This is a genomic window from Janthinobacterium sp. SUN026, from assembly GCF_030397625.1.
GTDB classification, from domain to species: Bacteria; Pseudomonadota; Gammaproteobacteria; order Burkholderiales; family Burkholderiaceae_D; genus Janthinobacterium; species Janthinobacterium kumbetense.
In genome coordinates this window covers 406625-433044 of sequence record NZ_JAPQNU010000004.1, presented here as the reverse complement: position 1 = coordinate 433044, position 26420 = coordinate 406625, and the positions used below count along the sequence as shown (strand labels likewise).

Sequence of the window (26420 nt, the reverse complement as noted above, 5' to 3'; positions counted from 1 at the left end):
AAAACCGCCAGAAGCAAGCGTGACAGAACATGTGCCATTGGCCCTGCGCTGGCAGAGGCTGCGTGCCGCCTATCGCATGGCCAACCTGGCCACCCACCATGTATTGGGTTTTACCATCAAACTGGTGCTGCTGGCGTATTTCGCCTTCGCCGTGCTGTTTTTATTCCTGCGCTACGCCATCTTGCCGAATATCGACTATTACAAAGGCGATATCGAGCGGGCGGCCAGCCGCGCGCTGGGCAACCCTGTCAGCATCGCGCGCATTTATGCTTCCTGGCATGGCGTGCGGCCGAATCTCTTCCTCGGCGACGTGACCCTGCGCGACCAGGCGGGGCGCCAGGCGCTGAGCCTGCCGAGCATTTCGGCGACCGTGTCGTGGTGGAGCGTGCTCGGTTCCGTGCGCTTCACTACCCTGGAAATCACGCGGCCCGACCTGGACGTGCGGCGCAGCATGGATGGCAAGCTGTATGTGGCCGGCGTGCTCGTCGACAGCAGCCAGGGCAGCGACGGCAAGGGCGCCGACTGGCTGCTGTCGCAGCATGACATCATCATTCGCGACGGCAAGGTGCGCTGGACGGACGAAGCGCGCGGCACGCCGGAGCTGGCTTTAACCCAGGTCAACTTGCTGCTGCGCAACCGCTGGCGCAGCCACCGGCTGGGCTTGCAGGCCACGCCGCCCGCCAGCCTGGCCGCGCCCATCGATGTGCGTGCTCACTTCACGCATCCGCCTTTCAGCACGCGCATCTCGGATGTATCGATGTGGAAGGGCGAGCTGTATGCGGACCTGAAAAACGCCGACCTGGCCGCCTGGCGCCGCTACCTCGATTACCCGTTCGAGCTGAGCCAGGGCAAGGGCGCCTTGCGCGCCTGGTTGAGCCTGGATCACGCGCGCCTGGCCGGCTTCACGGCCGACGTGGGCTTGACGGATGTGCAGGCGCAGCTGGGCGAGCATATCGCCCCGCTCGACTTGCTGTCGGTCAGCGGGCGCATTTCGGCAAAAGAAGAGCTGTCGGCGCAGGTGCCGGACGGCAAGCCCACCTTTGGCGCGAATGGCCATCAGGTGGAGTTGACGAATTTCGCGGTAGAAACACGCGACGGCCTCAGCCTGCCGCCCACGACCCTGTCCGAACGTTTCATTGCCGCCACCAAGCGCAAGCCGGCGCGCACGGAAATCACGGCCAAGTCACTCGATTTGCAAACCCTGGCCGCGCTGGCCGACAAGCTGCCGCTGGGCGAACAGCAGCGCCAGCGCCTCGACGCCCTGGCGCCGCGCGGGCGTTTGCAGGATTTCTCGGCGCAATGGGAAGGCGAGATGGCGACACCGGCCAGCTACCGTTTGCGCGGCAAGCTCATCGACCTGGGCCTGAATGCGCAGCCGGCGCGCCTGGCCGTGGCGAAGACGGCGAGCAGCCCTGCGCAGGCGGCCGCACCGGCCATTCCCGGCTTTGACAAACTCAGCGGCACCATCGACGCCAACGACAAGGGCGGCAGCATCGCTATCGATGCGCAGGACCTGGTGCTGCAGTTTCCATCGTACCTGAGCGAACCGGCCATGCCGTTCGAACAATTCGCCATGCAGGCGCGCTGGACGTTTGAAGCGGAAAATATGCTGCAAGTCGAGCTGGACAAGCTCGACTTCAATCAGCAAGGCTTGCGCGTCGCCTTGCAAGGCACGCACCGCATGCCGCTCGACGGCAAGAACCTGGGCCAGGTCGACTTGACGGGCACGATCGACAATTTCCAGATCAACACCATCGGCCGCTATCTGCCGCTGCAAACGCCCGAGCACCTGCGCCACTGGCTGACGGGGGCGCTGGAAGGCGGTGTGGCGCGCGATGTCAGCCTGCGCCTGCGCGGTGAACTCGAGCATTTCCCCTTCAAGGCCGACACGCCGGCCCAGCGCACCCGGGGCGAATTCCGCGTGGCCGGCAAGCTCGAAAATGGCACCCTGAACTACGCGCCCGGCGAATTTGCGGAAAGCGGCCCGCTGGCCGGCAAGGCTCCCCTGTGGCCGCAGGCGGACAAGATCAAGGGCAGTTTCGTGTTTGAACGGGCGCGCATGGAAATCCGCGGCGACACGGCCACCACGGGCGGCGTGGCCTTGACGAATGTCAAAGCCGTGATCCCCGACCTGACCGTGTTCGACACCTTGCTCGACATTGAAGGCAACGCGGCCGGCCCCATGCAGGAATTCCTCAAGTACGTGACGGCCAGCCCCGTGCTGGGCTGGATCGAGCATTTCACGGATGAAACGACGGCGACGGGCAACGCCAGGCTGGCCCTCAAATTGCACTTGCCGATCGAGCGCATGCTCGAATCGACCGTGCAGGGCAGCTTGCAGCTGGCGGGCAACGACGTGGTGCTGTTCCACGACATGCCGCCCGTACTGGGTACGCAGGGCAAGATCGAATTCAACGAAAAGGGCGTCAACCTGAACGGCTTGAACGGCAGCCTGCTGGGCGGGCCGCTGGCCATCTCGGGCGGCACGCAGGCGGACAGTTCCATCCAGGTCAAGATTGCCGGCAACATGACCATCGACGGCTTGCGCAAGACGTATCCGGCGCCCGTGCTGCAGCGCCTGGCGAAACATTTGAATGGCGGCGCGCGCTACAGCGGCTTGATCACGGCGCGAGACCACCAGGTGGTGGTCAATGTCGAATCGCCGCTGACGGGCCTGGGCCTGGATTTCCCCGCCCCCCTGAAAAAGCCGGCCGGCGACAGCCTGCCCGTGAAATTCACCTTGACGGGCAATGCGGCCAACGGCGCGGGCCTGCGCACGGACGATATCCGCATCGCGCTGGGATCCGGCATTGCCGCGCGTTACCAGCGCCAGAAGCAGGGCAAGGACGCCTGGCGCCTGGTGCGCGGCGGCATCGGCGTGAACGTGCCGGCGCCGGAACCGGACAGCGGCATGATGCTCAACGTCAACATGAAAACCCTGGACGTGGACAGCTGGATCGCCGCCGGCAGCGAGATCGCCGGCAGCGGCTCGGCATCCGCCGACAGCAGCGCCGCCGACGATGCCCCCGATATCGCGCAATACGTGGTGCCGGACATGATGGCCGCCCGTGCGAGTGAACTGATGCTGGGCGAGCGCAAGCTGGAAAACGTGGTCGTGGGCGCCACGCACCAGAAGGATGTGTGGCAAGCCAATATTGATGCAAAACAAGTGTCCGGCTATGTGACCTGGCTGGAAACGCCGTCCGGCCTGGGCAAGATGACGGCGCGCCTGTCGTCGCTGATCATTCCGGAGTCGGCCGCCAACGACGTGAAGAATTTGCTGGAGGGAAAGAACGGCGCGCAGTCGATTCCCTCGCTCGATATCGTCGCCGAGCAATTTGAACTGTTCAACAAGAAGATCGGCCGGCTGGAGTTGCAGGCCTATAACACCATGGCGGCGGGCGGGCGCGAATGGCGCGTGGGCAAGCTGCAACTGTCGAATCCCGATGGCGCCCTGAGCGGCAATGGCAAATGGGTGATCAAGGATGGGCAAAGCACGACCAGCCTGCGTTTCGGCCTCGATATCGTCGATGCGGGCAAGCTGCTCGACCGCTTCGGCTTTGCCGACACGGTGCGCCGCGGCAAGGGCCGCCTGAGCGGCGACATCGCCTGGAACGGCTTGCCGTATTCGCTCGACATCCCCACCTTGTCGGGGCAGATCGAGATGAACGTGGAATCGGGCCAGTTCCTCAAGCAGGATCCGGGCGCGGCCAAGCTGTTGGGCGTGCTTAGCCTGCAAGCCTTGCCCCGCTTGCTGAAACTCGATTTCCACGACGTGTTTTCCGAAGGCCTGGCCTTCGACGGCATCACGGCCAACGCCAGCATCAAGCGCGGCGTGGTGAGCACCGATAACCTCAAGATGCATGGCGTGGCGGCAACCGTACTGATGGATGGCACGGCCGATATCGCCAATGAAACGACGAATTTGCACGTGGTGGTGATCCCGGAATTCAACCTGGGCACGGGGCCGCTCGTGTACGCGCTGGCCGTCAACCCCGTCATCGGCCTGGGCAGTTTCCTGGCGCAATTGTTCCTGCGCGCGCCCGTGATGAAGGCGCTCACTTACCATATGCAGATCGCCGGGCCGTGGAAAGCGCCCGTCGTGACCAAGCTCGATGGTGGTAAATTGGACCCTGTCGCCGTGCCTGCCGCCGCAGCGGCGGAGGCCGTGGCGAAATAGGCGCGGCGTTCGAATGGAGAAGAGGTGGCAATGATGCATACAGTCGCAGCAGTACAAATGATTTCCTCGCCTTCCGTGGAAGACAACCTGGCCACGGCGCGCCGCCTGGTGGCGCAGGCCGCCGCCGGTGGCGCGCAGCTGGTGGTGCTGCCCGAGTACTGGGCCATCATGGGCAAGCAGGAAACGGACAAGCTGGCCCACGCGGAACAGCCCGGCAGCGGCCCCATCCAGGATGGCATGGCGCAGATGGCGCGCCAGCACGGCATCTGGCTGATCGGCGGTACCTTGCCCCTGATTTCCGGCGAGGAGGGCAAGGTCCTCAACACCACGCTGGTGTATGACCCGCAAGGCGAACCGGCCGGCCGCTACGACAAGATCCACCTGTTCGGTTTTACGCGCGGCGCCGAGTCGTACAACGAATCGCGCACCATCGTGCCGGGCGCGCAGGTGCGCTCGATCGAGACGCCGTTCGGCCGGGTCGGCCTGTCCATCTGCTATGACTTGCGCTTTCCCGAACTGTACCGCGCCATGGGCGATTGCGCGCTGATCGTCGTGCCGGCCGCGTTTACCCATACGACGGGCAGCGCCCACTGGGAAGTGCTGCTGCGCGCGCGCGCCATCGAAAACCAGTGCTATGTGCTGGCCTCGGCGCAGGGCGGCTTGCATCCGAACGGCCGCCGCACGTGGGGCCACAGCATGCTGATCGACCCGTGGGGCGAAGTGAAAGCCGTGTTGCCCGAAGGCGAGGGCGTGGTGAGCGGCGAGATCGATCTGCTGTTTTTGGCCGGTGTGCGCGAATCCTTGCCAGCCCTGGCGCACCGCACTATGTGAGGGTACCTGACATAAGCTACTGCGCGTCGCGCTTTGCGGCCTGCGATGCTCACCGTGCTCAAGCACGGCTGCGCTTCTCGGCCACAAATCACTGCCGCTCGCTACGCTTCTGTCAGGTACTGAGAATGAGTTGAATATAATTAGCGAGTGCAAAGTTATGAAGCCATTTGAACCCAATCTGTCCAGCCTGGCCGTGGCGCGCGAGATCCTGCTCACGCCGTTCGGCCTGGACGAAGACAAGCTGTTGAAAGCCCTGGGCACGATGTTTACGCACAAGGTCGACTATGCCGACCTGTATTTCCAGTCGACCAAGAGCGAAGGCTGGAGCCTGGAAGAGGGCATCGTCAAGACGGGCAGTTTTTCCATCGACCAGGGTGTGGGCGTGCGCGCAGTGTCCGGCGACAAGACGGCGTTTGCGTATTCCGACGATATTTCCGAGCGTGCCCTGCTGGAAGCGGCGGCGGCCACGCGCACGATTGCGCGCGCCGGCGCCGGCAGGATCAAGATCGCGGGCCAGATGCAGCCGCAGGGCGGACGTTCCTTGTACCTGCCCAACGATCCGCTTGCCTCGCTGGATGCCACGGCCAAGGTGCAATTGCTCGAACGCGTGGAAAAGATGGCGCGGGCGAAAGATCCCAGGGTCGTGCAAGTGATGGCGGGCCTGGCCGGCGAATATGATGTAGTGCTCGTGCTGCGCAGCGACGGCGTGCTGGCGGCCGACATCCGTCCGTTGGTGCGCGTCTCGCTGACGGTGATCGCGGAACAGAATGGCCGCCGTGAAACGGGCTCGGCAGGCGGCGGCGGGCGTTACAGCTATGACTATTTCAGCGATGCCGTGCTGGAACAATACGCGGCGGACGCCGTCAATTCGGCCCTGGTGAACCTGGAAGCGCGTCCGGCGCCCGCGGGCCCCATGACCATCGTGCTGGGGCCGGGCTGGCCCGGTATCCTGTTGCACGAAGCCATCGGCCATGGCCTGGAAGGCGATTTCAACCGCAAGGGTTCGTCCGCGTTTTCCGGGTGCATCGGCGAGCGCGTGGCCGCCAAGGGTGTCACCGTGGTCGACGACGGCACCCTGGCTGGCCGGCGCGGCTCGTTGAATATCGATGACGAGGGCAACCCCACGCAGTGCACGACCCTGATCGAGGATGGCATCCTGAAGGGTTATATCCAGGACACCATGAATGCGCGCCTGATGAAGATGCCCGTGACGGGCAATGCGCGCCGCGAATCGTTCGCCCACCTGCCCATGCCGCGCATGACGAATACGTATATGCTGGGCGGCGACAAGGACCCGGGCGAGATCCTCGCCTCCGTCAAAAACGGTCTGTATGCCGTCAACTTCGGCGGCGGCCAGGTCGACATCACGAATGGCAAGTTCGTCTTTTCGGCCAGCGAAGCGTACATGATTGAAAATGGCAAGCTCAGCTACCCGGTGAAGGGCGCGACCCTGATCGGCAACGGCCCGGACGTGCTCAACCGAGTTTCCATGATCGGCAACGACATGCGCCTGGACTCGGGCGTGGGCGTGTGCGGCAAGGAAGGGCAGAGCGTGCCCGTGGGCGTGGGACAGCCGACCTTGCGCCTGGACGGCATTACCGTCGGCGGCACGGCTTAGATCGCCATTTCAGGAACCTACTGCGCAGCCCACTCTTGAGTTTGCGTTGCTCGCTGTACCTGAAGTACAGCTGCGCTACTCAACCCAATATTGGGCTTGCTCGCGACGGTTCCTGAAACGCCTGATACGTTGAAAATATGACGAAATTCAGAACTTGTACTTCACCCCCGCACTGATGAAGCGTCCCGCCGCGCCCGCGTAGTCGAGCGGGTTGTAGCCCGTGGCGCCATACGTGAGCGGATCGAGCGGGGCGATCTTGTCGAACAGGTTTTGTATGGTCGCAAACACTTCCAGCTTGGGCGTGGCCAGCCAGCGGGCCGTCAGGTCCACCGTGGTGAACGAGGCGATGCGGCAGCCGCGCGGCGCGTCCGTGCCGTCGGCGAAGTGCGTGGCGCAGCCGTCCGGGTCATTCTTGAACAGCAGGTTGTCGAGCGGCGCGCGGTAGTTGACGTTGGCCGTGACGCGCCAGTTCTGGCGTTCCCAGGTGGCGCCCAGGTTGATGCGGTCGTCCGGGGTGCCCATGCAGTTGGACACGTCGCAATTGCCATGCGTGCCGGCAAAATCGCGCTGCGTGCCGTCCTGTTCCGTGCGCAGCCATTTATACAGATGCGTCCACTTCAAGTCGAAGGTCAGGTTGCCATAGTCGCTGCCCAGGCTGAAGCGCTGGCGCGCGTCGATATCGATGCCGCGCACCGTCGTTTGCGCCGAATTCACATAGCTGCCTAGGACGGCCGTGATGGCGCCCGGATCGCCGGGAATGGCGGTCGCCGTGGAGGGGTCGCGTGCGACATGGCCGGCGAGTATGGCCATATCGGTCTGTTCCTGGTTGATTTCATTCTTGCGCCGTATTTCCCACAGGTCGAATGAAATGCTTGTCCGCGGTAATGGATCCCAGATGGCGCCGATGGAATAGCTCTTTGAACGTTCGGGCGAGAGGTTCGGGTTGCTCTTGGTAATGACCGCGATGTTGCTGGGGTCGCATGCTGCTTCGACGCCCAGTGCGCAGCGGACAGGATCGGTGCCAACAGCAAAGGCCGCCAGGCCGCCGACGCCATTTTCTGCCGCATTGGGTGCCCGGAAACCCCGGGCGAAGGTGCTGCGCAGAGCCAGTTCGCGTATCGGCGTCCATTTCACGCCCAGCTTCGGCGTATAGGAATTGCCGACATCGGTGAAATGGTCGGCGCGCAGGGCGCCCGACAGTTCCAGCGTTTTTAGTACGGGTGCCAACACTTCGGCATACAAGGCCGTGGCGTTGCGGCTGCCCTTGTAGGCGGAGTAACCCAAACCGATGATGTTGCCGCGTTCGGTGCCGGTGGTTGGTTGGAGTTCTGTCGATTCGTGGCGGAACTCGGCCCCCACGGCCGCGCCAAGCGCTCCTCCATCAAGCTTGCCAATATCGCGGCTGGCCTTGAAATCGATCTGCGCGATGTGTGTCTTGCCGGCACTGGAAATGCGCGGCGACAAGGCCGCATACAGCGCGGCGGAATTGAGACCGGCATTTTCTGCGATGCGCCACACGCTACCGGGAGGTAGGGCGGCATACGCCGGGTTGGCGCTGGCTGTCGCCACGTTGGCGGCGGTGGGGTTGAGCAGGGCGAAAGTCACGTCGCGTTGCAGATAGCCGCTGCTTTCGTTCGATACCTTGTTGCGCGAATATAGCAGGGCGCTGTCGATATTCCAGCCCGCCAGCGTGCCCTTGATGCCGGCGGCGAAGCGGACAAAGGTCGAATCGATATCAGAAATACGGGGGCCGACATCGGCCGCCAGGTAGCGTAGCCGCGCGGTGCGCCCGAAATACGGGTTGTCGGGATGGTCTGCGCCGAGTGACACGCTTGCAGTGCTGATGGGGCCGCCAGGATAAATGATGGTTCCATTGATGCCTGCCGGCGTCGTGGCCGCTGTGGATGCGCTGTGGTAAACATTCAGTTCGGCATAGGTTTGCAGTTCCGGCGTCAATTGCCAGGCGCCGCGGCCGAAGAAATTGATGTTCTTTTGCTTGGGCTGGATTTGGCCATATTGCTGTGCGGCATCAGTCAGGCAGCCGCCGCCCGGATCGCCCTGCAGATGCGTGGTGAAATTGCCGCAGGCGGCGCCGGGGAAGGTGCGCGTAAAGCCCGCGCCAGCGAGGTTGCCGCGGTTGTAGTAGTCGAGCGTGTCGGGATTGCGCACATTGCCATTGACGGCGCTGCCGGCCGCATTGTTGGTGGTGATGGCGCCCGTGCCGCCCAGTGCTTCCTGGGCGCTGAAGCCCAGGTCGCGCAAGTCGCTGCGGCCGACGGTGCCCCGGCCGGCCCGGTCGCGGTTCCAGATGGCGGCCTTTTCGCTGTACTCGAGGTTCAGCAGCACGTTGTAGCGGTCCGTGTCGATGTCGCCGAAGCCGTGCGTGATGGCGGCGCGCGCGTCGCGCCCGTCCCACTCCTTCGTCTTGCCGTAATTGCCCTTGATGGCCGTGCCCTGGTAGTCGCGCCGCAGGATCACGTTGACGACGCCGGCGATGGCGTCCGAGCCATAGATGGCCGAGGCGCCATCCTTGAGGATTTCCACCCGTTCCACGGCTTCCAGGGGAATGATGTTCAGGTCGGCAAACACTTTCTGCCCGTCGTCGGCCAGGCCATACGGCGCGACGCGGCGGCCATTCAGCAGTACCAGGGTCGAGGCCGTGCCCAGGCCCCGCAGCGACACGCCGGAAGCGCCGGCGGCAAAGCCGTTGCCGAAGGTGGTGGGGACGGAGCCCTGGTTGTCGACGGCCAGGGTCTGCAGCAGTTCGGCCACGCTGGACTTGCCCGATTTTTCAATGTCGGCCGCGCTCAGGGTTTGCACGGCCGAAGCCGTTTCCGCTTGCGCGCGGCGGATGTTCGAGCCGGTAATTTCCACGCGCGCAATCGGCGCGGCGTCCTGCGCCAGGACGGGTAGGCTCAGCAGTGCACTGGCCAGTGCCAGGCCTAGTCTGGGTGGTGAAAATGCAGCGGAATGCAAGGATGGAGTAGGGATCATGCGGTTCTCCGGAAAGGTCAGGCAGTCAAAGGTCGTCGATACGTCCTTGAGTTTTGTCCGTGCGGCGACGCCGGGACTAGACCTGGATCAAGGAGTGCCCCGCTTGTCGTCGATAGAATGGCTGGCGTGGCGTGGTTGCCACGACGGGCACAACGGTGGCGCCGGGGATGCAGAGTCGCGGTGAGATTCACAGCGCGCAACTTTTTATGCTTTTTTGCGGGTTATGCAGTGTAAAACGGCAGCGGCATGCGGCTTTGCCGACAAATATGCTTGCCAACCCTTGCAATTTAGGTTTATAGTCGTTCATCACTTACGGATGACTCGCATGTTCGCTCGCCACTTTTTTACCGCTTATTTTTACTTTAGCAATTCCAACCCAAAGGCGGTGGAGTAGCGGTCGGTTCACGTAGCAGCAAAACGAGATCCCAGCAAATTCTAAAAAACCGCCACCGATGGCGGTTTTTTTTTACCCAGATGTTTTACCCTTCCTTAAATTTTGGAGAAAATGATGCCCCGCACCGATGATTTGCGCATTCGCGAAATGAAGGAACTGACTCCGCCGTCCCACCTGATCCGCGAATTTGCCTGCTCGGAGCAAGCCGAACAGACTGCCGCCAGCGCCCGCATTGCCCTGCACCGTATCCTGCATGGCCAGGACGACCGCCTGATGGTGGTGATCGGGCCTTGCTCCATCCACGACACCAAGGCGGCGATGGAATATGCGCGCCTGCTGGTCAAGGAACGCGCGCGTTTCGCGGGCGAACTGGAAATCGTCATGCGCGTCTACTTCGAGAAACCGCGCACCACGGTGGGCTGGAAGGGCTTGATCAACGACCCGTACATGGACAACAGCTTCCGCATCAACGACGGCTTGCGCATGGCGCGCGAACTGTTGCGCGATATCAATGAGCTGGGCTTGCCGGCCGGCACGGAGTTCCTTGACGTGATCAGCCCGCAATACATCGCCGACCTGATCAGCTGGGGCGCCATCGGCGCGCGCACGACGGAGTCGCAGGTGCACCGCGAGCTGGCGTCGGGATTGTCCTGTCCGGTCGGCTTCAAGAATGGCACGGATGGCAATGTGAAAATCGCCGTGGAAGCCATCAAGGCCGCCTCGCAGCCGCACCATTTCCTGTCCGTCACGAAGGGCGGCCACTCGGCCATCGTCTCGACCAACGGCAACGAGGATTGCCACATCATCTTGCGCGGCGGTAAAACCCCGAACTATGACGCGGCCAGCGTGGACGAGGCGTGCAAGGCGATCGCCGCGCAAGGCCTGGCGGCGCGCCTGATGATCGACGCCTCGCATGCGAACAGCTCGAAAAAACCGGAAAACCAGATTCCCGTATGCGCCGACATCGCCAGCCAGGTGGCCGGCGGCGATGGCCGCATCGTCGGCGTGATGGTGGAATCGCACCTGGTGGCGGGCCGCCAGGATTTGATCCCAGGCAAGGAATTGATCTATGGCCAGTCCGTCACGGATGGCTGCATCGACTGGAGCGCCAGCGTGGCCGTGCTGGAAAACCTGGCGGCGGCCGTCAGGCAGCGCCGCCTGCAGGGCGACGCGGAATAAGGTGGCGCGCAGCATGAAAAAAAGCCCGGAAAGCTAAGCTTTCCGGGCTTTTTCAGTTTTCAGCCGATGCAATCAGCTTAGAACTTGTAGGAACCGCTCAGGTAGAACTGGCGGCCCAGGGCGCTCGAGTACGATGGGTTGTAGCCAATTTGATGCGAACCCGTGTTACGCAGGGTGAACGGCGGATTGCGGTCGAACAGGTTCAGGATGCCGCCCGTGATTTCCACGTTCTTCAGCGGACGGTAAGCCGTCTGGAAGTCGAAGGTGGTGTAGCTCGGCACTTCCAGCTGGATGCCATAGCATTCGCCAGGGCTGCCGGCGACGATCACGGCGCAATCGTCGACCGTCTGTTCCTTGTCCGTGTAGCCATTGCGGTAGCTGGCGCTCAGCGTATGCGTGAACTTGGCCGTCTCATACGAGGTGGTGGCGCGGATGATGTTGCGGAAGCTGACCTTGTCGTTCGAACCGTAGCGATTCAGGCTGGTTTCCCACTGATCATCGGTGCCCGGCGTCGTGTAGCGTGAACGCAGCAGGTAGGTACCCATCAGGCGGCTTGTCAGACGGCCGTCCAGCAACTTCATCTTGTGGGTGAAGTCGTAGTCGATACCGCGGTTTTCCACCTTGCCGATGTTAATCGGCAGCAGCTTGATGGCCAGCACGTCGAGGCCCGTCGAGGTGATGTGCTTGGTGGTGAACAGGTTGGCATACTTGGCTGGATTGTTGAAGATCAAGCCTTCGGAGACGGCCGTGACCTGGTCGCGGATTTCCACGTTCCACAGGTCGAACGACATCGACAGGCTGTCGATTGGCTCGAACACGGTACCGATGCTCCATTGCTTCGACGTTTCCGGCTTCAGCTCAGGATTGCCGCCCTGGAAGGCTTCGAATTGCTGGCGTCCAACGCCACTGCAATAGCTGGCCAGCGGGTGACCGCCCATACCGTTTGCCGCCGTCAATGGGCATTGGTAGTTACCGCCCGTGACGCCCCAGTCTTCCAGCGGTCCGGCGATTTCCTGCATGCTGGCGGCGCGGAAGCCGGTGCCGGCAGCGGCGCGGAACATCAGGCTCTTGGTCGCGGAATACTTGCCGCTGATTTTCCAGGTGGTGGCGTTTTCTTTCTTGCCTACCGTCTTGCCCGTCAGCTTGTCGTCGATGGCGCCGATCTGGTCATAACGCACCGAGCCGGTCACTTCCAGTTTTTTCGAAATCGGCAGCATCAGCTCGGCATAGGCGCCCGCGTTGTCGCGTGCGTATTCGCTGTCGACTTGCGCATTGTCAAACAGGATTTGCGCCTGCTTGGCGACGTCCGCCTGTTGCATCTTGAACGAGGTGTTGCGGTAGTCGGCGCCCACGCCCAGCATGGCGGTGCCGCCCGGCAGCGAGAACACAGGGCGCGAAGCGCGGCCGTCGACGCCCTTCATTTCCACGGTTTGCGTGTTGTAGGTACCGCTGAAGCCAGTGCCGAGCAGGGCCTGACGCATGGCGTCCGGCATGGCGCCCACGGGGTAGGCGAACGGGTCGATAGTGCCGGCGTCGAGCAGGGCATTGAACTTGTCGGACAGCGGGAAGCCGCTGACGTAGTCCTGCGTCTGCTTGTTTTTCGAGTACGTCACGGCCGTGTTGATATCCCAGCCGAATGCACTGCCTTCCACGCCACCGACGAGGTGGGTCGCCTTGTTGCCGTAGTCGTACACGCGGTTACCCATTTCGGACAGGCGGTACTTGGCGACGCCGCTCACTGCATTGGCCAGTTGCGACGGGCTCAACTGCGAAGCCAGGTACTTGCTGAACAGGGGCGAGTTCGGGGAAATGGAGAAATCGGCCGGGTACGGCGCGATGCTGGCCTTGATGCTCGCTTCGGTGTAGGCGAAGTCGTAGAAACCTTGCCAGCCGGTCTTGCCCAGCTTGACGGTACCCGAACTGAACAGCGAGTCGCGCTTCGATTCGGGATTGATTTCAATGGTCGACGGCGAGTCGAAATAGCAGTTGCCATCGCCGTAGAAGTCCATATTGCCAGGCGCGCACTTGCCGCCATGGGCCAATGCATACGGATTGGCCAGGTTGACGGTATCGACGAACGGTTTGTTGGTTTCCGGGTTGATCACCACATTGCCGTTTGCATCGGTACGGTTGTAGGTGGCAGCGGCATTGGCTGCTGACGAACGCGAGGAACCGTTGATGAATTGCAGCGCCTTGCCGGTCTTCGGATCGTTGAAATTGATGATGCCGCTTTTCGCGAAGCTGCGCTGCGATGCTTTCAGCGATTTTTGCTCGTCATGGCTGGCCGACACGAAGATGCTGTAGCCGTCTTCGTCGATATCGCCGAAGCCCTTGCTGATCGAAATCGAATTGCTGGCGCCGCCTTTTTCTTCAGGGCGCGAATACTTGGCATTGATTTCCAGCGGCGAGGTGCCTTTTTTCAGGATGAAGTTGACCACGCCGGCGATGGCGTCGGCGCCATACAGGGCCGAGGCGCCGTCCGTCAGCACTTCCACACGCTCGATGGCCGACAGGGGGATCGAATTCAGGTCGATGGTGGTGCCGGAATTGGATGGCGCCAAGCGGCGGCCATTCAGCAGCACCAGCGTGTAGGCTGCGCCGATATCGTGGATCGAGGCCGTGGTGACGCCACCGCCGCCGCCGCCCACCGAATCAGCGGCCACGGAGAAGCCCTGCATTGCAGGAATTTGCTGGATGAAATCGGTAACCGTGGTAACGCCGGTTTTCTTGATGTCTTTCTGGTTGAACGACTGCACCGGCAGCGACGCTTCGGAAGCGATGCGCTTGATGCTCGAACCCGTGACTTCCACGCGTTGCATGGTGCCATCTGTTGTTTCTTGCGCATACGCGGCGTGCATGCCCAGGGCCATGCCGCCTGCAAACATCAGGCGCAGCGACCGCGATATTACATTTTCTATCATCATCTGAAATTCCTTGTTATTGTGATAAAGATGGCATTTATTTTGAAATAACATGTTGCTTGCTGACAATTTATTTGCTTATTTCAAAATTGACCAACGAAAATTCTGTAAATTTTCTTGGGCCTCATCAAAACATTCACGATTCAGATTGTCAATTTCGTGCGGACTTTTTGGACGAAATGCAACATTTTCCTGTTTTTTTTATAATCCTTCAGCAATAAAATATCGTGAACCCTTGTCAGGCGTGCTCAGATGCGTAAAATAAAACGGCGCACATCATCGCTGATGGCGCCGTCTTTGCTTCCGCTGGCATATGCTTGCCAGCGCTGTCCGTCTGATCGCGTTTCCCGCAATTTCCCCTTAAAACGTATAGCTGCCGCGCAAGTACCAGGCGCGCCCGATCGGGTCCGTGTAACGCGGGTCATAGCCTTTCTGGAACAGGGTGCCCTGGTTCGAGAACGGCGGTTCCTTGTCCAGCAGGTTTTTCACGCCGGCAGTCAGCAGCAAGCCCTTCCACGCATAGCTGCCCGACAGTCCCAGCAGGCTGTAGGACGGCACATCGTGGCGGTACTGCGGATCCACCTGGTTCTGATCCGTGTAGCCGGACTTGAACGATTGCGACACGGTGGCGCCCCAGTTGCCCATGCGCCAGTTCAGCGCGGCCGTATGCTTCCAGCGGAAGACGGGATTGTTGTCCGCGTAGCGGCCCACGTTGGCGATGAATTCGCCGCCGCGCTCGTTCTGGTAGTCATACTTGTGGGTCCAGGTGCCGTCGACCGACACGCTGAAATCGCCATACGCGCCGCGTCCCAGGCGCGCATTCAGGCTGACGTCGATGCCGTCGGTCTTCACTTCACCGAGGTTGTCGTTCAGGTCGAGGATGGCGTAGGGCGAACCGTCGGGATTGCGCAGGAACAAGGCCTTGTATTTTTCATAGTTACCGTAGATCGATTGTTCGGGCAGGGATGAAATCTTGTCCTTCAAATGGATGTTCCAGTAGTCGACGGCAACGGTGACTTCCTTGATGGGTTCGAGCACCAGGCCAAAGGCGAAGGTGGTGGATTTTTCCGGTTTCAGCTTTTCATTGCCGCCCTGCAGCTTGAATTGCTGCAAGTCGCAATCGCGCAGGGGGTTGGCCCCCGGCTGCGGCACGCCTCCGGGGCACAGGATCGGGTCGTCGTAGGAGTCGTTGGTATCGTTCTTCGACGGCGGCGCATTCTTTTCAAACAGGGTGGGCGCGCGGAAACCCGTGCTGGCCGAGCCGCGCAGCACCAGCGCGCTGCTGGCCTGGTAGCGCAGGGCCAGCTTCGGATTGGTGGTGCTGCCCACGTCGCTGTAATGGTCGAAGCGGGTGGCCAGCTGCACTTCCAGGTCCTTGATCAGCGGCAAGTTAACTTCGCCGAAGATCGCCTGGATCGTGCGTGAACCGCTCTTCGACAGCGAGCCGGACAGGCCTGAACTGGTGGCCTGGCCGGCGATGTCGCGGTTCACGTTGAAGTCGGCCTTTTCGCGCCGTACTTCGCCGCCCAAAGCGATCGCCAGCGGGCCGCCGGCCAGTTGCATCAGGTCGCGGCTGCCCTTGATGTCGAAGCCCGTGGTGGTGACCTTAGCGTTCTGCACTTCACCGCGCAGGGCAGTGCTGTCCAGATAAGCCTTGCCGGCCGCATCCTGCACGCCAAACGGGTTCAGGATGCCATTGAGCACGCCGGCGGCGAACGAGGCATCCTGCACATAGCCACCCGTAAATTTCTCCGACGATTTGCTGATCGCGTGGCTCAGCCCCGTCTTGTAATCCCAGCCGGCCAGTTCGCCTTCGAGAGCCAGCACCAGGCGGTCCGCCTTGCCGTCCGAATCGATCTGCCGCTGGCCCGCTTCCACGGGGCGCCAGTTGACGCTCAGCGGCTGGCCCGACAAGCCCGGCTGCGCCGGCACGCCGCCCGCATTGCCCGGATAATATTTGCTGCTAATGGGCAAGATCAAGCCCGTTTGCGGCGGCGGCGCCGTGCGTGCCTTCACCTTGTTTTCCGAATGCAGATATTCCACCGTGGCCAGGTGGCCGCCACCGAGCTTGAAGGCGCCCTTGCCGAAGAAGGCCACTTGCTCCTGCGCGGGCAGATCGTCGATCTGGCGCGTGTAATCCTGGCGGCAAGTGCCGTTGGCGGCCGCCACCGACAGCGGCGGCAGACAGCCGCTGGCCGCGTACGGATTGCCGGCCAGGCCCTTGCCGCCGTTGGCCGCCGCATCGAAGTAGTTGCCGGGGAAGGTGGTGCCGCTGGTGAGCGACAGGCCCCGCTCGGGAATGATGCCGGTCTTGGAAAAATCGCGGTCCTGCGACGTGAGCACATTTTGCTTGTGGTAGTCGACCACGCCGAAAATATTGTAGCCGTCCGTGTCGAGCTTGCCGAAACCCGTCGACAGGTTGATGCGGTGCTCGCCTCCGCCCTTGTGCTCGGGCGCGACGACTTCGGCGGTGATATTCGTGACGTTGACGGAGCGTTTGGTGATGAAGTTGATGACGCCGCCGATGGCGTCCGTGCCGTAGATGGCCGAGGCGCCGTCGCGCAGTACTTCGACCCGTTCCAGGGCGGCGATGGGAATGATGTTCAGGTCGACGCTGGCGCCGTCATACGGATGGTTGGCGATGCGCCGGCCGTTGAGCAGGACCAGGGTCTTGTCGCCGCCCAGGCCGCGCAAGTCGGCACTGGCCTGGCCGCCCGTGGGCAAGCCGCTGGTATTGCCGCCGACGGCATTGCCGCTGCCCATGCTGGACGCATTCGAGGGGATCTTGCTGAGCACTTCCTGGGCCGTCGTCAAGCCCTGTTTGGCAAAATCCTCGGCCTTGAAGATGGACAAGGGCGTCGCCGTTTCCGAGACGAGGCGCTTGATGGAGGAACCGGTGACTTCGACGCGCTGCATGCTGCTGGTATCGCTGACTTCTTGCGCCAGCACCTGCTGGCTGAGCAGGCCTGCGGCAAGGCCGCTGGCGCAAATCAAACGGATGGAGCGGGACAAGCGTGTTTCTCTGATCATGTTCAAGACTCCTGGAAAAGCGGTTGGCTAGAAGGGCAAGAACGGCCGCGCTGGTTGGCGCACCGAGAACATTGAAAAGTATTTATATCTTTTCAAGAGATTCACTGTAATGAGCTGCAAAAGTCCTTGTCAACGTGGCAAACAGGTTTGTGTGCCTAAACAACGCAATGCATCAGAGGTACTGATTTAGAACAAAGAAGGTGCATTTTGTGCCGCATTTTTGACGAGGCTGCCATCCCCCTTCGTGCGCAAAATAAAAATACGCTCGCTGCAGTGCAGCGGGCGTTGGTGTAGATGGCATGGCGATAGTGACTTGTGCCTGCCAGATGTTCAGGCTGTGCGTGGCAGCCTGAGCGGACGCTGGGAAGAACTTGTCGCTGGCGCCCAGTTTCGGCGTGGTCGACGAGAAACGGTCGTATTTGTCGTCACGCAAGGCGCCGGACAGTTCCACCGTCTTGATCACGGACACCAGCACTTCCAGGAACACGGCCGACACCTTGCTGTCGCCCCTGGCGGCCACATAGCTGGAATGGATGGAGCCGTCTTTCGTGCCCGACAACGATGGATTGTCGAGCTTGTCGCGGCGGTGTTCCGCGCCCACGGCCAGGCCCAGGGCGCCGACTTGTTTCAATATTTGCAATTATTTCAATGTTGCACCGCGCCGTATATTTTCCGTACTGCCATAAAAACTGTCGTCATTCGGGGCCGTAACGGTTACTGCCAAGTCGTTTTTTCATGGTGGCGACCGGTCTTTGTTGCGCTGCGGAAGATTTCCCCTGTACGGCAGGCAGCCGTGGCTGCCCGCCACGCCCGTACTGCGGCTTTTTGCCCGGCGAACAAAATATGCGTTATCGTTACGCCTTTTTCCAGCGCGCCTGCATGCGGACGGGGCTGGCGATGAGCAAGGCATAGATCTTGCGAGGATGGACTGGTTTTGGCGGTGGAATCCTGTATCCCAGGGGGAAGCCAGTACAAGCGCACCAATACGGTGCGACAGATAATCGAGATGAAGGGTATTACATGAAGTCACCATGGATGCGGCGCGTGGCGCTGCTCGCCTGCCTGGCCACCCTGCCGCTGGCGGCCGTTGCCGCCGATGCCCCCAGCGCCGCGGCCGCGCCGGTCAAAACCTTGCGCTATATCTTGCCGGCCGCCGAGACGGGCTTCGATCCGGCTACCGCGCGCGACCTGTATTCGAACCACATCACGCAGGCCGTCTTCGACACCCTGTACACCTATGATTACCTGGCGCGCCCCGTCAAGGTGGTGCCCGGCGCGGCCGCCGCCATGCCGGAAGTGTCCGCCGACGGCAAGACCTACACCATCCGCCTGAAAAAAGGCATCCTGTTCACGCCCGATGCGGCGTTTGGCGGCAAGCGCCGCGAACTGACGATGGCCGATTACGTGTATTCGTGGAAACGATTGTTCGACCCGCGCCTCGCTTCGCCGCACAGCTGGCTGTTCGAAGGCAAGGTAGTGGGGCTGGACGACCTGGCCAAGGAAGCGGCCAAGGCGAACAAGCTGGACTTCAACAAGAAGGTGGCCGGCCTGGAAATTCTCGATCCGTACACCTTGCGCATCACGCTGACCAAGACGGATTTCAACTTCCCCATGATCCTCGCCTACGTGCCGACGGCCGCCGTGGCGCGCGAAGTGGTGGACAAGTACGGCGACGTGAAGGGCGAAGTGGGCTCGAATCCCGTCGGCACCGGCTACTACACGCTCGGTGAATGGACGCGCGGCAACCGCATCGTCCTCAACCGCAACCCGCAGCACTTGCCGGAAACGTGGAATTTCATGGCTGGCGACGACCCGGACGACCAGCGTATCGTGCGCCAGATGCAGGGTAAACGCATTCCCGCCATCGACCGCATCGAAATTTCCGTGATGATCGAAGACCAGTCGCGCTGGCTGTCCTTCCAGAGCGGCGGCACGGACGTGTTTTGGCTCGACGGCCCGCTGGCGCCGAAAGCATTGCTGAACGGCAAGCTGCGTCCCGAACTGGCTGAGAAGGGCGTGCAACTGTCGCGCTTGCTGGACCCGGAGATCAGCTATTACTACTGGAACATGGAAGACCCCACCCTCGGCGGCTTCAGCAAGGAAAAGATCGCGCTGCGCCGTGCCATTGCCATGGCGCACAATATCGATGAAGAAATCCGCATCATCTGGAATGGCCAGGCCAAGCGCCTCGATTATCCGATACCGCCCGGTGTCGTCGGCTACGATCCCCACTACAAGAGCCTGCTGCAATACGATCCCGTGCTGGCCAATAAATTGCTGGATAAATTCGGCTACAAGAAGGGCGCCGACGGCTGGCGCACCTTACCGGACGGCAAGCCGCTCCTGATCCGCTACGCTTCGCGCAACGAAGCCAATGGCGTGCTGCAGGCGGAAATGTGGCGCAAGACCTACAACTCGCTGGGCATCCGTATGGAAAACGACCGCATGATCTTTTCCGACATTTTAAAGACGGAAAAGCAGTGCAAGATGCAGACGCGCACGGCGCCGTGGCTGGCCGATTATCCGGACGGCGACAACTTCATGCAGCTGTTCTATGGCCCGAACACGCACCAGAACAACAATGGCTGCTACCAGGACCCCGAGTACGATAAATGGTACGCCGCCAGCCAGGCCATGCCGGCCAGCCCCGAGCGCGACGAGCTGTTCCACAAGATGGCGCGCCGCCTGGAAGTCAATGCGGGCGCCCTGATCGGCTATGCGCGCTACCGCAACATGCTGGCGCAAAAGTCGGTGCAAGGCTACAAGAAGCACCCGATCCTGTTCCAGGAATGGGCGTACATGGATATCGACAGCACGGGCACGCCAGTGGCGCCTGTTGCCGATTCCGCTAAAAAATAAGCGCGGCTTATAACAACAAGGAATCATTATGTTTGCTTATATCCTGCGCCGCTTGTGGCAGATGCTGCCCACCATGCTGGGCGTCGTCCTGCTGGTGTTTATCCTGTTCAACTGGGTGGGCGGCGACCCCGCCTACATCCTGGCCGGCAAGATGTCTAGTGCGGAAAGCATCGCCAACATCCGCCGCCAGCTGGGCGTCGACCAGCCGTATTACGTGCAACTGTGGATCTTCATCAAGCAGATCGTCACGTTCGATTTCGGCCAGAGCTGGGCGACGGGGGAATCCGTGTCGCACATCATCACCTCGCGCCTGGGGCCGTCGATGATGGTGCTGATCCCGCTGACCGTGCTGGAAACGTTCTTTGGCGTGGCGCTGGCGCTGGCCATCGCTTTCGTGCGCGGTTCGCTGACGGACCGCGCCGTCATGATCGCCTGCACGGTGGGCATGTCGATTTCCATCCTCGTCTACATCATCGTCTTCCAGTACGGTTTTGCCTACAAACTGGGCCTGTTCCCCGTGCAGGGCTGGGGCGACAGCTTCTGGGAAAACCTGCTGCGCTATTCCACCTTGCCCATCCTGATCGGCCTGGCCGTGTCGATTGCGCCCACCCTGCGCCTGTTCCGCACCTTCGTGCTGGACGAGGCCAACCAGGATTACGTGCGCACGGCGCGCGCCAAGGGCTTGAAGGAAGGCCGCATCATGTGGGTCCACGTGCTGCGCAATGCCGGCATCCCCATCATTACCTATGTGATGTCGAACTTGCCGGCCCTGCTGATCGGCGCTTTCCTGCTCGAGCGCTTCTTTGGCATCCCCGGCATCGGGCGTGAAGTGATTCTGGCTGTCGAGCGCAGCGACTTTCCGGTGATCAAGGCGATTACCGTGTATGTCGCCGCCGCCACCATGCTCTTCAACCTGCTCACCGACCTGCTGTACCAGGCGGTCGATCCTCGCGTACAACTGAAGTAGAAAGAGACGATGTCGAAACCTCATACATCGCCCGGCCTGTGGGCCCTGGCGTGGCGCCGTTTGCGCGGCGACAAGATTGCAATGGTATCGCTGGCCGTGGTCGGCGCCTTTTTCCTGCTGGTGCTGGCTTCCGCCAGCGGCCTGGTGGCTTCGAACTGGGAAGACGAAGTGGCCGTCAGCTACGCGCCGCCCACGTTTGTCGGCGCCGACAAGGACGTCGCCGCCGATGGCGCCATGCCCGTGACGGACGAGCGCAGCGCGCCCACACCCGTCAACGTGCTCGACCCGCTGGCCGATGATATCGCCGAACTGCGCGCCCAGATGGGCAGCAACCCATCGGCTGGCGTGGAAATGTACGGTGTCACGGACCCGCTGGCCGACGACTTGACGGCCTTGCGCGCTGGCATGGGCAAGGCCAAGAAACTCGTCACGCACAAGGCGGCAACCTTGCCGTTCGGCGCCGACAAGTGGGGCCACGATATCCTGCAGAAAACCGTCAAGGGCGGCGAGACGTCGATCGTCGTGGGCCTGGTGGCCGCCTTGCTGGCCGTCGTGCTGGGCACCATCTTTGGCGCCGTGTCCGGCTATTTCGGCGGCATCGTCGATGACTTCTTCAACTGGTTCTACAGCATCTTCACGTCGATTCCTTCCATCCTGATGATTTTGACGGTGGCGGCGGTCTTGCAGCAAAAGGGCGTGCTGACCATCGTGCTGATCCTGGGCTTGACGGGCTGGACGGGGCCGTACCGCTTGATCCGTGCCGAATACATCAAGCACAAGGCGCGTGAATACGTGATGGCGGCCGACGCCATCGGCGCCTCGCACTGGCGCAAGATGTTTTCCCACATCTTCCCGAACGTCAGCCACGTTGCCTTGGTGCAAATGTCCATCCTCGTGGTGGGCTTCATCAAGGCGGAAGTGATCCTGAGTTTCCTCGGCTTTGGCGTGCCGGTGGGCACCGTCTCGTGGGGCAGCATGCTCAACGAGGCACAAAATGAACTGATCCTGGGCAAATGGTGGCAGTTGACAGCCGCCGCCACGGCGATGGCCGTGCTGGTGACGGCGTTCTCGCTGTTTACCGATGCCTTGCGCGATGCGCTCGACCCCAAAGTGAAATAGGAGTTGCTCATGGACCAGAATAACCTGTTGGAAGTGCGCGACCTGCGCGTCACCTTCCGCCTGGACAAGAAGACCACGTTCGAAGCCGTCAAGGGCATCTCGTTCAACGTGCCGCGCAACAGCACCGTCGCTCTGGTGGGCGAATCGGGCAGCGGCAAGTCCGTCAGCTCCCTGGCCGTGATGGGCTTGTTGCCGCCGGATAACACCATCATCGACCCCGGATCCAGCATCCACTTCGGCGGGCGCGACTTGCTCAAATTGTCGATCGCCGAGCGGCGCACCATGTGCGGCAAGGATATCTCGATGATCTTCCAGGAGCCGATGTCGTCCCTGAACCCCGTGTTTACTGTGGGTTTCCAGATCGCCGAAGTGTTGCGCCAGCACATGGGCATGAACCGCAAGCAGGCGCGGGCGCGCACCCTGGAATTGCTCGAGGAAGTGGGCATACCCGACCCTGCCACGAAAATCGACGCCTACCCGAGCCAGATGTCGGGCGGCCAGCAGCAGCGCGTGATGATCGCCATGGCCATCGCCTGCGAACCGAAGCTCTTGATCGCGGATGAACCGACGACGGCGCTGGACGTGACGATCCAGAAGCAGATCATGGACCTCATCGCGGCGTTGCAAAAGAAACACCAGATGTCCGTGCTCTTCATTACCCATGACCTGGGCCTGGTGGGAGAGATTGCCGACCAGGTGATCGTCATGCGCCACGGCGAAGTGCGCGAGACGGGGGACGTGCGGCAAGTGTTTGAAGCGCCGCAAGACAGTTATACGAAAGCGCTGCTGCATTGCCGTCCGTCCCTGGACGAGCGCCCTTGGCGCCTGCCCGTCATCGCCGATTATATGGATGGCAAGGCGGGTCCCGGCATCGAGGTGAAGCAGCGCACGCGCGGCTACACGCCGGGCGACGAACCCGTGCTGGTGGTAAATAATCTGAGCAAAAGCTTTTATACGCGCGAGGGCTTGTTCGGAAAGCGCGAATTCCAGGCCGTCAAGGACGTGTCGTTCACCTTGCCACGCGGAAAAACGCTGGGCGTGGTGGGCGAGTCCGGTTCCGGCAAGACGACGGTGGGCTTGACCTTGCTGCGCCTGCACCAGGCCACGGGCGGCACGGCCATGTTCCACGGCAAGGATCTGATCGCCATGCCGAACAAGGAGTATTTGCCGTATAAACGCCGCATCCAGATCATCTTCCAGAATCCATATGCCTCGCTGAACCCGCGCTTCACGGTGGGACAGATCCTGCTGGAGCCCATGCGCATCCACAAGATCGGCGCGACGGACCAGGAACGCATCGCCAAGGCCTACTGGCTGCTCGATAAAGTCGGCTTGCCGGAGCAGGCTTTCCACCGCTATCCGCACGAGTTTTCCGGTGGACAACGTCAGCGCATCGCCATTGCCCGCTGCCTGACCATGCAGCCGGAAATTCTCGTGTGCGACGAATCCGTGTCGGCGCTGGACGTGTCGGTGCAAGCGCAGGTATTGAACTTGCTGCAGGATTTGCAGGATGAATTTGGATTGTCGTACATCTTCATCTCGCACGATTTGTCCGTCGTCAAATACATCGCCGACCAGGTGATGGTGATGCACAAGGGGCAAGTGGTGGAACTGGCCGATTCGGATGAGCTGTACCGCAATCCCGTGCATCCGTACACGCGCACGTTACTAAGCGCGATACCGAAGGGCGTGCAAATCTAAACACGCTTTTACGGTAAGATAGCGGCCATGCCCAACCTCATTTACCTGCTCGAACATTACGGTGTCCTGATTGTCTTTGGCATCGTGCTGGTGGAGCAGCTCGGCCTGCCGATTCCCGCCTTTCCCATCCTCGTGGTGGCGGGGGCACTGGCCGTCGATGGCGACATGAATGGGGGACTGGTGCTGGCCGCCGCGCTCAGTGCTTGCCTGATCAGCGACTTCACGTGGTTCCGCGCGGGCCGCCATTTCGGCAAGCGCATCCTGCGGCTGCTGTGCCGCATCTCGCTGTCGCCCGATTACTGCGTCAGCCAGACGGAAGACAAATTCAAGCGCTGGGGCCCGAAAGCCCTGATCGTCTCCAAGTTCGTGCCGGGATTCAATACCGTGGCCGCGCCCATGTCGGGCGCGCTGGGCACGCCGCCGGGCCTGTTTTTCCTGTACGCGGGCCTGGGCGCCTTGCTGTGGACGGGCACGGGCATCGTCGTCGGCGTGATTTTCCATGCCAGCGTGCAGCAGGTGCTCGACTTGCTCAGCACCATGGGCAGCACGGCCTTGCTGATGCTGGCCACCTTGCTGGGCTTGTTCCTGCTGTACAAATTCCTCGAACGCCGGCGTTTCCGCCAGGCCTTGCAGATCGAGCGCATCGGTATCGATGAATTGCTCGAACTCATAGAGCAGGGCGAGGAGCCGCTGATGGTCGACGCGCGCAGCGCCACGGCGCAGGCGCTGGAACCGGCCGTGCCGGGCGCCTTGTTCTTCAATGGCAAGGAACCTGTGCCCGCCATGATCGCCATGGACAAGGACCGCCACATCATCGTGTATTGCAGCTGCCCCAACGATGTGACGGCCGCGCAAGTGGCCAAGCTGCTGCACCAGCATGGCTTCCACCGGGCCAAGCCCCTGCATGGCGGCCTCGATGCCTGGAATGCCGCCTACCGCTCGGACCAGCCGGCGCCCGCCAGCCTGCTGGGCGAAGGCTTGCCTTCCTGATCCGGGCTGCCGCCGGCACGCCAGGCTGGCAGTAAAACCCACAGTAAAAACCGGTAGTAATAATACGAAAACACCTTTGCGGCCCGGCCAGGACGGCAGCGCCGCACCAGTGCCGCCGCGTCCCAAGCGGCTTTGCGCAAACTCCGGCATACTCTGTTTTCAAGGTGATTCCTGCTGCTGTGCAGCATGCTTTTCGCGTGCCTGGCGAGTGCAAGTACTTACTATAAATCATTGTTTCTAAGCAATTTTGGCGCTGCCTGTTGCATTTGGAGTGGAACTACCAATAAAGGCTTGTTTTGATGTACTTAAACTACAAACTTTGCTTGCCTCCGGGCGCATTCATCCTTTAAGCTTGGCGTCCCATGCGTCCCACTTCATCATTTAAAATCATGAGCGCTTCGTCTTCTCCCGTACTGCCGACTTCCGCCTTCGCCGATGGACCGCGCCTGCTGGCCGACGTGGGCGGCACCAATGCCCGTTTCGCCCTGGAAGTGGCCGCCGGCCACATCACCCTGGTGGAAGTGTTGCCCTGTGCCGATTACCCGAGCCTGTCCGCCGCCCTGCAAGCCTACCTGGCCCTGCCGCACATCGCCGCGGCCGGCGGGCAAGCCGTGCGCCATGCCGTGATCGCCATCGCCAATCCGGTCGACGGCGATTTCCTCAGCATGACGAACCACCACTGGTCGTTCTCGATCCGCGCCATGCGCGAAGAGTGCGGTTTCACGACCCTGGACGTGGTCAACGATTTCACGGCCCTGGCGCGCGCCTTGCCGCAGCTGTCCAACGAGCAAAAGCACCAGGTGGGCGCGGGCACGGCCCGTCCGAACACGGCCATCGGCCTGATCGGCGCCGGCACGGGCCTGGGCGTCTCCGGCCTGATTCCTTCGCATGGCGGCTGGATCGCCCTGCAAAGCGAAGGCGGCCACGTCAGCTTCGCGCCGTTCAATGAAACGGAAGTGAGCATTCTGCAATTTGCCTGGCGCGAATACGAGCATGTCTCGGCCGAGCGCCTGATTTCCGGCGATGGCCTGGAATTGATCTACCGCGCCCTGGCCGACCGCGCGGGCGTGCCGGCGGAAGACTTGCCGGCGGCGGAAATCACGCGCCGCGCGCTGGCTGGCGAATCCCAGCTGTGCGACGACGTCATCGAAGCGTTCTGCTGCATGCTGGGCACCGTGGCGGGCAACGTCGCCGTCACCCTGGGCGCGCTGGGCGGCATTTATATCGGCGGCGGCATCGTGCCGCGCCTGGGCGCGCGGTTCGACCGCTCCGGCTTCCGCGCCCGCTTCGAGCGCAAGGGCCGCTTCGCCAATTATGTCTCGCAAGTGCCGACCTTCGTCATCACGGCGCAGTACCCAGCTTTCCTGGGCGCATCGGCCATTCTCTCGGAGAAACTCGCCTCCCTGTGATGCGGGCAGCGGGCGGGATGTCGCGCCAGAGCCGGGTAAAACGCGTGTTTTACCCGGTTTTGCGCTTTTCCGCTTTTTATCAGGTACAATTGGCATCGTTGGATGAAACGACGACTGTCGCTTTCCCGTCTGGCTGCATCGTCGCCACGGGAAAAGCAGCTGCTCCGGAGTTCGTTTCATTGCTGGTTATTTAAGGCCAGCACCATGGATGGCAGGACTTTCACTGCA

At 61.8% G+C, this 26420-nt stretch carries 14 protein-coding genes; 10 read left to right on the top strand and 4 right to left on the bottom strand.

The window, feature by feature from the left end; all coding sequences use genetic code 11:
* Positions 1-19 precede the first annotated feature (19 nt).
* From OX459_RS20310 to tldD, 3 genes are all read left to right on the top strand, one after another.
* Positions 20-4180 carry a YhdP family protein gene (locus OX459_RS20310; RefSeq protein WP_354669677.1) on the top strand — a complete coding sequence of 1387 codons (4161 nt, stop codon included), beginning with the start codon at positions 20-22 and terminating at the stop codon, positions 4178-4180.
* 30 nt (positions 4181-4210) lie between these two features.
* Positions 4211-5011, top strand: a complete 801-nt coding sequence (locus OX459_RS20305) for a carbon-nitrogen hydrolase family protein (protein WP_077400273.1) — start codon at positions 4211-4213, stop codon at positions 5009-5011.
* A 157-nt stretch (positions 5012-5168) separates the two neighbouring features.
* Entirely contained in the window at positions 5169-6629 is a 1461-nt protein-coding gene (gene tldD, locus OX459_RS20300; protein ID WP_289899860.1) for a metalloprotease TldD, read from the top strand.
* Between the two features lie 147 nt (positions 6630-6776).
* On the opposite strand, the gene OX459_RS20295 is transcribed toward tldD, so the two are convergent.
* Complete coding sequence (locus OX459_RS20295; protein ID WP_289906339.1) at positions 6777-9623, bottom strand: TonB-dependent receptor; 2847 nt, start codon at positions 9621-9623, stop codon at positions 6777-6779.
* A gap of 508 nt (positions 9624-10131) precedes the next feature.
* Between OX459_RS20295 and aroG the strand changes: the two genes are divergently transcribed.
* Positions 10132-11196, top strand: coding sequence for a 3-deoxy-7-phosphoheptulonate synthase AroG (gene aroG / locus OX459_RS20290; RefSeq protein ID WP_099665300.1), 1065 nt, complete (start codon positions 10132-10134; stop codon positions 11194-11196).
* 77 nt (positions 11197-11273) lie between these two features.
* Here aroG and OX459_RS20285 read toward each other — a convergent pair whose 3' ends face one another.
* From OX459_RS20285 to OX459_RS20275, 3 genes are all read right to left on the bottom strand, one after another.
* Positions 11274-14120 (bottom strand): TonB-dependent receptor, encoded by a 2847-nt coding sequence (locus OX459_RS20285; RefSeq protein WP_289906338.1) that lies wholly within the window; start codon positions 14118-14120, stop codon positions 11274-11276.
* A 357-nt stretch (positions 14121-14477) separates the two neighbouring features.
* On the bottom strand, positions 14478-17147 hold the full coding sequence (locus OX459_RS20280; protein ID WP_289906337.1) for a TonB-dependent receptor: 2670 nt from the start codon (positions 17145-17147) through the stop codon (positions 14478-14480).
* A 172-nt stretch (positions 17148-17319) separates the two neighbouring features.
* Complete coding sequence (locus tag OX459_RS20275) at positions 17320-17787, bottom strand: TonB-dependent receptor (protein WP_289906336.1); 468 nt, start codon at positions 17785-17787, stop codon at positions 17320-17322.
* Between the two features lie 380 nt (positions 17788-18167).
* On the opposite strand from OX459_RS20275, the gene OX459_RS20270 reads away from it, so the two are divergent.
* From OX459_RS20270 to OX459_RS20245, 6 genes are all read left to right on the top strand, one after another.
* A complete protein-coding gene (locus OX459_RS20270; protein ID WP_081345921.1) occupies positions 18168-20006 on the top strand; it encodes an ABC transporter substrate-binding protein in 1839 nt (612 codons plus the stop codon).
* 28 nt (positions 20007-20034) lie between these two features.
* Positions 20035-20973, top strand: coding sequence for an ABC transporter permease (locus OX459_RS20265; protein ID WP_034782513.1), 939 nt, complete (start codon positions 20035-20037; stop codon positions 20971-20973).
* Positions 20974-20982: 9 nt separating this feature from the next.
* Entirely contained in the window at positions 20983-22092 is a 1110-nt protein-coding gene (locus OX459_RS20260; RefSeq protein WP_289906335.1) for an ABC transporter permease, read from the top strand.
* Positions 22093-22101: 9 nt separating this feature from the next.
* Positions 22102-23793, top strand: a complete 1692-nt coding sequence (locus OX459_RS20255; protein WP_289906334.1) for an ABC transporter ATP-binding protein — start codon at positions 22102-22104, stop codon at positions 23791-23793.
* Positions 23794-23820: 27 nt separating this feature from the next.
* Positions 23821-24783 carry a VTT domain-containing protein gene (locus tag OX459_RS20250; RefSeq protein ID WP_251349817.1) on the top strand — a complete coding sequence of 321 codons (963 nt, stop codon included), beginning with the start codon at positions 23821-23823 and terminating at the stop codon, positions 24781-24783.
* Between the two features lie 389 nt (positions 24784-25172).
* Positions 25173-26192, top strand: a complete 1020-nt coding sequence (locus OX459_RS20245) for a glucokinase (RefSeq protein WP_077400303.1) — start codon at positions 25173-25175, stop codon at positions 26190-26192.
* Positions 26193-26420: the final 228 nt, after the last annotated feature.